General features: G+C 56.7%; 10 protein-coding genes and 3 tRNA genes. 9 read left to right on the top strand and 4 right to left on the bottom strand.

Annotated elements, in window-relative coordinates; genetic code table 11:
- Window positions 1-51: 51 nt before the first annotated feature.
- Window positions 52-141: a YnhF family membrane protein gene (locus ERD80_RS20050; protein ID WP_021506219.1), complete on the bottom strand. Its 90-nt coding sequence runs from the start codon at window positions 139-141 to the stop codon at window positions 52-54.
- A 273-nt stretch (window positions 142-414) separates the two neighbouring features.
- On the opposite strand from ERD80_RS20050, the gene purR reads away from it, so the two are divergent.
- Entirely contained in the window at window positions 415-1,440 is a 1,026-nt protein-coding gene (gene purR / locus ERD80_RS20055; RefSeq protein ID WP_021506220.1) for an HTH-type transcriptional repressor PurR, read from the top strand.
- Here the strand turns inward: purR and punR are convergent.
- On the bottom strand, window positions 1,437-2,348 hold the full coding sequence (punR, locus tag ERD80_RS20060) for a DNA-binding transcriptional activator PunR (RefSeq protein WP_059011034.1): 912 nt from the start codon (window positions 2,346-2,348) through the stop codon (window positions 1,437-1,439). The genes purR and punR overlap by 4 nt on opposite strands.
- A 109-nt stretch (window positions 2,349-2,457) precedes the next feature.
- On the opposite strand from punR, the gene punC reads away from it, so the two are divergent.
- Together punC and cfa are read left to right on the top strand one after the other, a co-directional pair.
- Entirely contained in the window at window positions 2,458-3,660 is a 1,203-nt protein-coding gene (gene punC / locus ERD80_RS20065; RefSeq protein ID WP_136548292.1) for a purine nucleoside transporter PunC, read from the top strand.
- Window positions 3,661-3,970: 310 nt separating this feature from the next.
- Window positions 3,971-5,119, top strand: a complete 1,149-nt coding sequence (cfa, locus tag ERD80_RS20070) for a cyclopropane fatty acyl phospholipid synthase (RefSeq protein ID WP_021506223.1) — start codon at window positions 3,971-3,973, stop codon at window positions 5,117-5,119.
- A 48-nt stretch (window positions 5,120-5,167) separates the two neighbouring features.
- Here cfa and ERD80_RS20075 read toward each other — a convergent pair whose 3' ends face one another.
- On the bottom strand, window positions 5,168-5,821 hold the full coding sequence (locus ERD80_RS20075; RefSeq protein WP_127833971.1) for a riboflavin synthase subunit alpha: 654 nt from the start codon (window positions 5,819-5,821) through the stop codon (window positions 5,168-5,170).
- Window positions 5,822-6,019: 198 nt separating this feature from the next.
- Between ERD80_RS20075 and ERD80_RS20080 the strand changes: the two genes are divergently transcribed.
- From ERD80_RS20080 to ERD80_RS20105, 6 genes are all read left to right on the top strand, one after another.
- Window positions 6,020-7,393 carry an MATE family efflux transporter gene (locus ERD80_RS20080; RefSeq protein ID WP_136548294.1) on the top strand — a complete coding sequence of 458 codons (1,374 nt, stop codon included), beginning with the start codon at window positions 6,020-6,022 and terminating at the stop codon, window positions 7,391-7,393.
- Between the two features lie 153 nt (window positions 7,394-7,546).
- Window positions 7,547-7,623, top strand: a tRNA-Val gene (locus ERD80_RS20085).
- Window positions 7,624-7,626: 3 nt separating this feature from the next.
- Window positions 7,627-7,703, top strand: a tRNA-Val gene (locus tag ERD80_RS20090).
- A gap of 12 nt (window positions 7,704-7,715) precedes the next feature.
- Window positions 7,716-7,792: transfer RNA gene (locus ERD80_RS20095), tRNA-Val, on the top strand.
- 344 nt (window positions 7,793-8,136) lie between these two features.
- The gene (pykF, locus tag ERD80_RS20100) at window positions 8,137-9,549 is read left to right on the top strand and encodes a pyruvate kinase PykF (RefSeq protein WP_021506226.1); all 1,413 of its coding nucleotides are present in this window, start codon (window positions 8,137-8,139) and stop codon (window positions 9,547-9,549) included.
- 305 nt (window positions 9,550-9,854) lie between these two features.
- A complete protein-coding gene (locus ERD80_RS20105) occupies window positions 9,855-10,091 on the top strand; it encodes a major outer membrane lipoprotein (RefSeq protein WP_007374746.1) in 237 nt (78 codons plus the stop codon).
- Window positions 10,092-10,166: 75 nt separating this feature from the next.
- Here ERD80_RS20105 and ERD80_RS20110 read toward each other — a convergent pair.
- On the bottom strand, window positions 10,167-10,625 hold a 459-nt coding region (locus ERD80_RS20110), incomplete at its 5' end, for a L,D-transpeptidase family protein (RefSeq protein WP_168926302.1).

Genomic DNA, 10,625 nt, shown 5'->3' on the forward strand with positions numbered 1-10,625 from the left:
GCGTTGCGCAACAAAAAAGCCGGTGGCTGTTCAGCAGCACCGGCTTTTTTATTAATGCAGAATGGCGGTAAAGCTAAAGGCAATAATCATCAGCAGAGCAGCGGCGGTGGTGGTCAATGCCAGTTTTAAATCGGTACTCATCACAACTCCTTAGTCACACAGTTTGCATGGTTAAATAATTTTCGCACAGTGATGGGCAAAAATCTCGTGTTATCCGCCCCGGCTTGCTAGAATCGCCGCCTTTCGTTGCGCAACAGATTTAGCGCATGCTGCATTGACAGCCTGCTGAAGGATGTTTCCCTGCCCGATTAAGCAGATTAGCCCTGATATTCAGGGCGCAAAACCATTAGCAGACGCAAACGTTTAACAATATACTTATCAGTAAGTTGCGATAAGCCCAGGAGTACCATTTTCATGGCAACCATTAAAGATGTGGCGAAACGCGCCGGGGTCTCAACTACCACGGTTTCGCATGTCATCAACAAAACGCGTTTTGTCGCGGAAGAGACGCGTAACGCCGTATGGGAAGCGATTAAAGCGCTGCACTACTCACCGAGCGCGGTGGCCCGCAGCCTGAAGGTAAATCACACCAAGACGCTGGGCCTGCTGGCGACCTCCAGCGAAGCGCCCTACTTCGCCGAAATTATTGAAGCCGTGGAGAATCACTGCTTTGAGCGTGGTTACACGCTGATTCTCGGCAACGCGCATAACGATCTGCAAAAACAGCGTGCCTATTTGTCAATGATGGCGCAAAAGCGCGTCGATGGCCTGCTGGTCATGTGCTCCGAATATCCCGACGATCTGCTGCAGATGCTGGAAGAGAACCGCAATATCCCGATGGTGGTCATGGACTGGGGCGAATCGCGCGGGGACTTTACCGATACCGTGCAGGACAATGCGTTCCACGGCGGTTACCTCGCCGGACGATACCTGATTGAGCGCGGCCATCGCGATATCGGTGCTATCCCTGGCCAGATGGAGCGCAACACCGGTGGTGGCCGTCATGCAGGTTTTCTGCAGGCGATGCAGGAAGCGGGCATCAGCGTCCGTCCCGAGTGGATTGTGCAGGGTGACTTCGAACCGGAGTCAGGTTATCAGGCAATGCAGCAGATCCTGAACCAGAAACAGCGCCCGACGGCGGTATTCTGCGGCGGCGATATCATGGCGATGGGCGCGATTTGCGCGGCCGACGAGATGGGACTGCGCGTGCCGCAGGATATTTCGGTAATTGGCTATGACAATGTGCGCAACGCGCGCTACTTCACCCCGGCGCTGACAACCGTGCACCAGCCGAAAGCCCAGCTGGGGGAAAAGGCACTGGAGATGCTGCTGGACCGCATCACCAGCAAACGCGAAGAACCGCAGACCATTGAAGTGCAGCCCACGCTGATTGAGCGCCGCTCCGTGGCCGACGGCCCGTTCCGCGATTACCGTCGTTAAGCCGCCTTCTCGCTGAGCCACTCGTGGTTCAGCGTCTCCGCATCGCCCAGATATTCCAGCAACCACGCCAGCGCCGGTGACGCACGCTGCTCAGACCAGCTGACGCAACACGGGCTGTCCGGAAACGGCTGCGGCAACGCCAGCTCCACCAGCGCGCCGCTGTCCAGCAGCGGGCGCGCCAGGTGCCCCGGCACCATGCCCACGCACAATCCAGCCTGCAGGCAATCCAGCCCGGTTTCCCACTCCGGCACCACCAGCCGCCGCTGGTTATCCAGCGTCCACGTCATGCGGCGCGGCAGCGCGCGCGACGTATCTTCCAGCACCAGCGACGGCCAGGCGCGCAGGGTTTCGTCGTCCAGCTGCGGACTGTGGGCCAGCGCATGCTGCGGACTCACCACGCAGCGCCAGTTGAGCGCGCCCATATCCTGAAAGGCGAAGCGGCCGCCGACCGGAATGGCCTGGGTGGCGCCAATCGCCACATCGACACGACCATCAGCCAGCGCGTCCCACACGCCGTTAAATACTTCGTAGCTGATGATCAGCTCCATATCGGGGAAATGGCGGTAAAAATCCTTTACCAGCTGGCGGGTGCGCTGCGGTTTGACGATGCAATCTACCGCGATACTGAGCTGACCGCGCCAGCCATTAGCCAGCTGCTGACACTGACGGCGCGTGGCCAGCATTTTTTTGATAACAGAACGCCCTTCACGCACAAAATGCTCGCCTGCTGCCGTCAGCACCACTTCGCGATGCTGCCGCTCAAACAGCGGTACCGCCAGCCAGCCTTCCAGCTGGCGCACGGTATAGCTGATGGCAGAGGGCACGCGGTGCAGCTCCTGCGCCGCCGCGCTAAAACTGCCGGTGCGCGCTACCGCGTCCACCACTTCAAGCGCATATTCCGACCACATAGTTTTCCCATCAAAAATTTTAACAGCACCCTGCAAATATTAGCGTTTCACAAAGCCCGCTGCACCCTTTTACACTCCCCGCCGTTCAACCTGCCGAATGAGAAAAACCATGCTGTCATCTAAAGGATTTCTGCCTTACCTTGCCGTGCTGAGCATGCTCGGCTTTCTGGCCACCGATATGTATTTACCCGCCTTCGGCGCCATGCAGCGCGACTTTGCTTCCGCACCGGGCACCATCAGCGCTAGCCTGAGCCTGTTTCTGGGCGGCTTTGCCTGTGCGCAGGTGCTGTGGGGTGTGCTGTCGGATCGCTTTGGCCGTAAGCCGATTTTACTGGCCGGCCTGAGCCTGTTTGCGCTGAGCTGTATTGCCATGCTGTGGGTGACTAACGTCTGGCTGATGCTGGCGCTGCGCTTTGTACAGGCGGTAGGCGTGTGCGCCGCGGCGGTGAGCTGGCAGGCGCTGGTGGTTGATCGCTATCCGCAGGCCAAAGCCAACAAAGTGTTTGCCACGATTATGCCGCTGGTGGCGCTGTCACCGGCGCTGGCGCCGCTGCTGGGTGCCTGGCTGATGGCCCATTTTCACTGGCGCGCCATTTTCCTGGCGCTCACGCTGGTGACGCTGGTGCTGCTGTTCGGCACACTGAAACTGGCCAGCGCGCCGCGTGCGCGCCACGACAGCACGCCGCAGCCCAGCTGGCTCACGCTGCTGGCGACGCGTATTTACAGCGGTAACGTACTGATTTATGCCGCCTGCTCCGCCAGTTTCTTCGCCTGGCTGACCGGCTCGCCGTTTATCCTCGCCGCCGCGGGTCTGAGCCCGGCGGACATTGGCCTGAGCTATATTCCGCAGACCATCGCCTTCCTGCTGGGCGGATTTGGCTGTCGCGCACTGCTGAATCGCTTTCAGGGTGCGCAGCTGCTGCCGTGGTTGCTGATGATTTACAGCCTGAGCATTCTGGGCCTGTTTGCGGTGGCGCTGATGACTACGCCGCCGCTGGTGGCTCTGCTGCTGCCGTTCTGCGGCATGGCGCTGGCCAATGGCGCGATTTACCCGATTGTGGTGTCCAGCGCCCTCGCCCCGTTCCCGCAGGCCACCGGCAAAGCGGCCGGCCTGCAGAATCTGCTGCAGCTGGGCTTATGCTTCTTCGCCAGCCTGATTGTTTCCGCCGGTCTGCAGCAGGCGCTATTGCATACTACGCTGGTCATGGTGGCGACAGTGATCCTCGCCTGGGCCGGTTTCCTGTGGCAGCGCAGCGCCAGCGCACAAAGTGATATTGCTCACGCTTCCCGTCCCTGCGAAGATAATTGCTAAGGCAACGATTATCGTTAGCAAACTAACGATAAGCCATTGAATACTGACCTGCGTGAGCATATACTCAGTAGGTCAGCATTTCTGCAACAAATCAATAACATAATGAGCGTATTTTTTAGCGACACTGTCGCTGGGATGGCGTCTGCACGATATTCACCTCCGGAGTTGTGGCAGACATCTCTATTCAGATTCATACCTCTGTAATACGTCGGCTATCTGGCGCACGGATTTTCCGTGAGTTCTCTCACAGGCTTGAGGAATTTGACTATTCTTTTTCTCAGGTTCAAATCGGAAAGGTGATGGAGAAGCTATGAGTTCATCGTGTATAGAAGAAGTGAGCCTTGAAGAAAACCAATGGTTTCGTATCGCCCATGAATTACTGGAGCGGGCGGACATTCACATCAACGGCACACGCCCCTGGGATATTCAGGTCAGACATGCGGATTTTTTCAAACGGGTCCTGCAGGAGGGATCGCTGGGCCTCGGTGAAAGCTACATGGACGGCTGGTGGGAGTGTGAACGTCTGGATATGTTCTTCCACCGCGTGCTGAAACATCATCTGGATAAGCAGTTACCGCACCATTTTAAAGATACGCTGCGCATTGCTGCGGCGCGCCTCACCAATCTGCAGTCAAAGAAACGCGCCTGGATTGTTGGTAAAGAGCACTACGATCTTGGCAACGACCTGTTTTCACTGATGCTCGATCCATTTATGCAGTACTCCTGCGGCTACTGGAAAAGCGCGGAAACGCTGGAGCAGGCACAGCAGGACAAGCTGGATATGATCTGCCGCAAGCTGCAGCTTGAGCCAGGCATGACGCTACTGGATATCGGCTGCGGCTGGGGCGGGCTGGCGGAATTTGCCGCGCGTCATTACGGGGTGAAAGTGCATGGCGTGACTATCTCTGCCGAGCAGCAGAAAATGGCGCAGCAGCGCTGTGCCGGTCTGGATGTGACCATTCTGCTGCAGGATTACCGTGATTTGAACCAGCAGTTTGACCGCATCGTGTCGGTGGGCATGTTCGAACACGTCGGGCCGAAAAACTATGCCACCTACTTCGATGTGGTTGATCGTAACCTGAAACCGGAAGGCCTGTTTTTGCTGCACACCATTGGGGCGATCAGAACCGACATGAACGTCGACCCGTGGATCGATAAATACATTTTCCCCAACGGCTGTTTACCGTCGGTACGGCAGATCGCCGATGCCAGCGAATCCCACTTCATCATGGAAGACTGGCACAACTTCGGCGCGGATTATGACACCACGCTGATGGCCTGGTACGAGCGATTTCAGGCGGCATGGCCGCAGCTGGCAGAGAAGTATGGCGAGCGTTTCGAACGGATGTTCAGCTATTACCTCAACGCCTGCGCCGGTGCGTTTCGCGCGCGGGATATTCAGCTATGGCAGGTAGTGTTCAGCCGCGGCGCCGAAGGCGGTTTGCGCGTGGCGCGTTGATTTCCGAGCCAGGACAAAAGGCGCTTAACGCGCCTTTTTTATTCGCGATTACTCCGCGTCCGGCAGCGTTTGTGCCGCCAGCGCGGCCGCGGCATCACGCTGCGCCAGCACACGTTCAACGGTGTCAACAATCGCCTGGGTATGCGGATCGATTTCGATATTGACCCGGTGCCCCAGCTTCTTCGCGCCCAGCGTGGTGCGCTCCAGCGTTTCCGGGATCAGGTGCACGCAGAACTTACTTTTGGTGACATCACCGACTGTCAGGCTGATACCATCGATGCCGACGAATCCTTTATGCAGAATATATTTGATCTGCTCAGCGTCCTGTAATTTAAACCACACTTCGCGGTTATTCTCTGACTGGATAATTTTACAGATTTCGGCAGTGGTCATAATATGGCCGGACATCAGGTGTCCGCCAATTTCATCGCTGAATTTCGCGGCGCGCTCAATATTCACGATGTCGCCAACCTGTAATTCACCGAGGTTGGTGATGCGCAGCGTCTCTTTGATGAGATCGAAGCTGACGCGATCGCCGTCAATGGCGGTCACCGTCAGGCAGCACCCGTTGTGCGCTACCGAGGCGCCCAGCGCCAGGCCGGGCAGCAGCTCAGCAGGCAAGCGCACGGTGTGGGTGCGGAACAACTCTTTTTCTTCAATGGCGACAATTTCTGCCGTGCCCTGCACAATTCCGGTAAACATAATTTCAGCCTCTGCGAAGTTTGTGGCAGTTTATCACAGCTTGCGCCGCAAGGTTTAATTTGCCGGCGCGCAAACTTTACACAAATGGCGCAGCCAAATGCGATCAATGTTTGGCGGAAGTGCGGGCTACCGCTACACTAGGTCGCGCATTCTTTGGGGATTCCGCCCCGCTCTCTTCTTAAATTACGCAGGTGATACGTGCAGAAGTATTTAACAGAAGCGCGTCAATTGCTGGCCCTCGCGATCCCGGTCATCCTTGCTCAGGTGGCACAGACCGCGATGGGATTTGTGGATACCATAATGGCCGGTGCGGTGAGCGCCACGGATATGGCCGCCGTTGCTGTCGGCACCTCTATCTGGCTTCCCGCCATTTTGTTTGGTCATGGTCTGCTGCTGGCATTGACGCCAACCGTTGCGCAACTCAACGGATCCGGGCGACGCGAACGCATCGCAGAACAGGTGCGCCAGGGTTACTGGCTGGCGGCGGGCGTGGCGCTGCTGATTATGGTGGTGCTGTGGAACGCCGGCTACCTGATTCACACCATGCATGACATTGATCCTCAGCTGGCGGCCAAAGCAGAAGGTTATCTGCACGCGCTGCTGTGGGGCGCACCGGGCTACCTGTTTTTCCAGGTGGCACGTAATCAGTGTGAAGGGCTGTCGAAGACTAAGCCGGCGATGCTGCTGGGTTTCCTCGGCCTGCTGACCAACATTCCGCTGAACTATGTGTTTATTTACGGCCATTTCGGTATGCCTGCGCTGGGCGGCGTGGGCTGTGGCGTCGCCACCGCGTCGGTTTACTGGGTGATGTATCTGGTGATGCGCTTCTGGATGAAGCGCATGCCGGCCATGCGCGATATTCGCATGCATAACCGCTGGTCGCCACCGTCGCGCACCATCCTGACGCGCCTGTTCACGCTGGGATTACCGGTCGCGCTGGCGCTGTTTTTCGAGGTCACGCTGTTTGCCGTGGTGGCGCTGCTGGTGTCGCCGCTCGGCATTGTGAAAGTCGCTGGTCATCAGATCGCGCTCAACTTTAGCTCGCTGATGTTTGTGCTGCCGCTGTCGCTCGGCGTCGCCACCACCATTCGCGTCGGCTACCGTCTGGGCCAGGGCTCGGCCGAACAGGCCCGCATCGCCGCGTGGACCGGTCAGGGCGTGGGTATCACCATGGCGGCGATCACCGCGCTGTTTACCGTGACCTTCCGCCACGATATTGCCGCGCTCTATACCGCTAATCCGGAAGTGATTACCCTGGCGGCGCAGCTGATGCTGCTGGCGGCCATCTACCAGTTCTCGGATTCGATTCAGGTGATCGGCAGCGGTATCCTGCGCGGCTATAAGGACACGCGCTCGATCTTCTTAATTACCCTGATCGCCTACTGGGTGCTGGGGCTGCCGGTGGGTTACGTGCTGGCGCTGACCGACTGGGTGGTGGCACCGCTGGGGCCGGCCGGTTTCTGGTGCGGATTTATCGTCGGTCTGACGTCGGCGGCGGTGATGATGATCTGGCGCATCCGCCGTCTGCAGCGTTTACCGGCGCAGGTGATTCTGGCGCGCGCCGCGCGCTAAGTGGCTGAGCGGGCGTTTATTTGGCCCGCAATGGCGAAAAAAACGACGCATAGCACAGTTGCTGGTCAGTCGTCAGGAAAAATCACTTTTCCGCTTGCCAGCATCACGGCCTGCCGTTAATATTCGTCCCCGCTGTCGCCCTGACAGCGTGTTGCGCTCTTAGCTCAGTTGGTTAGAGCACCACCTTGACATGGTGGGGGTCGATGGTTCGAGTCCATTAGAGCGCACCAAGTGCGTCCGTAGCTCAGTTGGTTAGAGCACCACCTTGACATGGTGGGGGTCGGTGGTTCGAGTCCACTCGGACGCACCAGATTTCTGAAATGCGCTCTTAGCTCAGTTGGTTAGAGCACCACCTTGACATGGTGGGGGTCGATGGTTCGAGTCCATTAGAGCGCACCACTTTTGCTGTTATCTCCCTTGCGCAACTCGCCTTTCCTTGATCTGAGTCGGTTTTCTCCCTCTGCTTTTATATTGGTTTTCGCATACTTAGCGACTATACTATGCCGCGTTGTTCCACCTGAAAGGTTTCAGCGCTAACGTGCCTATGCCAGCCACTTACATCATTTGCGCAACGCCGTCGCTACGGTCTCTCCGCCCGGCGCATAACTTCTCTGCACGCTTAGCCGTCGTCACCTATTCTTACTTCTGTGGCAAACGTACCAACACCAAACAGATTTTTACTTCGGTGCCAGGCGCATCGAACCCCGACCTTTATCATCCATCACAACTTACAGAAATCTGACATGAAAAAGACCAAGATCGTTTGTACTATCGGTCCGAAAACCGAATCCGAAGAGATGCTGACTCAACTGCTGGAAGCAGGCATGAACGTCATGCGCCTGAACTTCTCTCACGGGGATTATGCCGAACATGGTCAGCGCATCACCAACATGCGTGCCGTCATGGAAAAAACCGGTCGCCAGGCCGCGATTCTGCTGGACACCAAAGGCCCGGAAATCCGTACCATGAAACTGGACGGTGGCAATGATGTGTCCCTGAAAGCTGGCCAGACCTTCACCTTCACCACCGATCAGTCAGTGATTGGTAACAGCGAGCGCGTTGCCGTTACTTACGCCGGTTTCACCGAAGACCTGAAAATTGGTAACACCGTGCTGGTCGACGATGGTCTGATCGGCATGGAAGTCACCGAAGTCACGGAAAACACCGTGGTGTGTAAAGTGCTGAACAATGGCGACCTTGGCGAAAACAAAGGCGTCAACCTGCCAGGCGTGTCCATTCAGCTGCCGGCGCTGGCGGAAAAAGACAAGCGTGATCTGATCTTCGGCTGCGAACAGGGCGTGGATTTCGTTGCGGCTTCCTTCATCCGTAAACGTTCTGACGTGCTGGAAATCCGTGAGCACCTGAAAGCTCACGGCGGTGAGCACATTCAGATCATCTCCAAGATCGAAAACCAGGAAGGCCTGAACAACTTCGACGAGATCCTGGAAGCCTCTGACGGCATCATGGTCGCGCGTGGTGACCTCGGTGTGGAAATCCCGGTTGAAGAAGTGATCTTCGCGCAGAAGATGATGATCAAGAAGTGTAATAAAGCGCGCAAAGTGGTGATCACCGCGACGCAGATGCTGGATTCGATGATCAAGAACCCGCGCCCTACCCGTGCTGAAGCCGGCGACGTGGCCAACGCCATCCTTGACGGTACCGACGCGGTGATGCTGTCCGGTGAGAGCGCCAAGGGTAAATACCCGCTGGAGTCGGTCACCATCATGGCGACCATCTGCGAGCGTACCGATCGCGTGATGAAATCGCGCATCGATTCCCTGCAGGATTCGCGCAAGCTGCGTATCACTGAAGCAGTGTGCCGTGGCGCCGTTGAGACCGCTGAGAAACTGGAAGCGCCGGTGATTGTGGTGGCGACCGAAGGCGGTAAGTCAGCTAAATCCGTGCGTAAATACTTCCCGGATGCCACCATTCTGGCCCTGACCACTAACCAGACCACCGCGCGTCAGCTGATTCTCAGCAAAGGGATTGAAACGCGTCTGGTGAGCGAAATCGCCTCGACCGATGATTTCTACCGCATCGGCAAAGAGATGGCGCTGCAGAGTGGCTACGCGCAGAAAGGCGATGTCGTGGTGATGGTTTCGGGTGCGCTGGTACCGAGCGGAACCACCAACACCGCGTCGGTGCATGTACTCTGATCTAGCCGGTGATGTTTATTTAAAAGAGCGCCTTTCGGGGCGCTTTTTTTATTCCGCGCCTGAGACAGAAAGCGGAAAATTCCAATCGATAATAACTATTCAATATCCCGCAGAATTAAGGTTAATCCGATTAAATCTCTCTGTTTTCGCTAAATATTTTCATCATGTTCTGCGAAACGCTGCTTCTTTGAGCGAACGATCAAATTTAAGCATGTTCTCATCAAAAATTTATTCTCAACTTAAAAAGCTTTGTGTAATACTTGTAACGCTACATGGAGATTAACTCAATCTAGAGGGTATAAATAATGAATCGTACTAAACTGGTACTGGGCGCGGTAATCCTGGGTTCAACTCTGCTGGCTGGTTGCTCAAGCAACGCTAAAATCGACCAGCTGTCTTCAGACGTTCAGACTCTGAACGCTAAAGTTGACCAGCTGAGCAACGACGTGAACGCAATCCGTTCTGACGTTCAGGCTGCTAAAGACGACGCAGCTCGCGCTAACCAGCGTCTGGACAACCAGGCTCACTCTTACCGTAAGTAAGAGTTCTGGTTTGAAAAATGGTGCCCTTGTGGCACCATTTTTTTTGTCCGGATTCTGCCGTCCGCTGGCCCTGAATCACGGTGTCGCAGCGGCTTCGCCCTGCGCCTGACTGATGGTGGCTTGCGCACCGCCTGTTGCCCCCTGCTGCGTCTGCAGCACTGCCGGCAGCGGCGTCGCCTCACTCACCGGTTCCCCACTGCTCACCAGCACCGGCATGCCTGAACGACGTTCAATCGCCGCCTTAATCAGCGCACTGTCGCTCTTCGCACTCTTTATAAAGGCTTTCAGCGGCGCACTCAGCGCAATTGGCATGGTCTGCGGATCGTCCTGTTCATTACGCGACAGCGGCTGGTGTACCTCAATGTAGCGTTTGCCGTCGGGCTCGATGGCATATTTGATCGGCTGGTTAATCACCTGTACGCGTGTACCCTGCGGCACGCTGTTGAACAGCGCTTCGATATCGTCCGGGCGCAAACGAATACAGCCGGAGCTGACGCGCATCCCGATGCCGAAATCGGCGTTGGTGCCGTGAAT

The organism is Pantoea sp. R102 (assembly GCF_004916815.1).
Taxonomy (GTDB): domain Bacteria; phylum Pseudomonadota; class Gammaproteobacteria; order Enterobacterales; family Enterobacteriaceae; genus Pantoea; species Pantoea dispersa.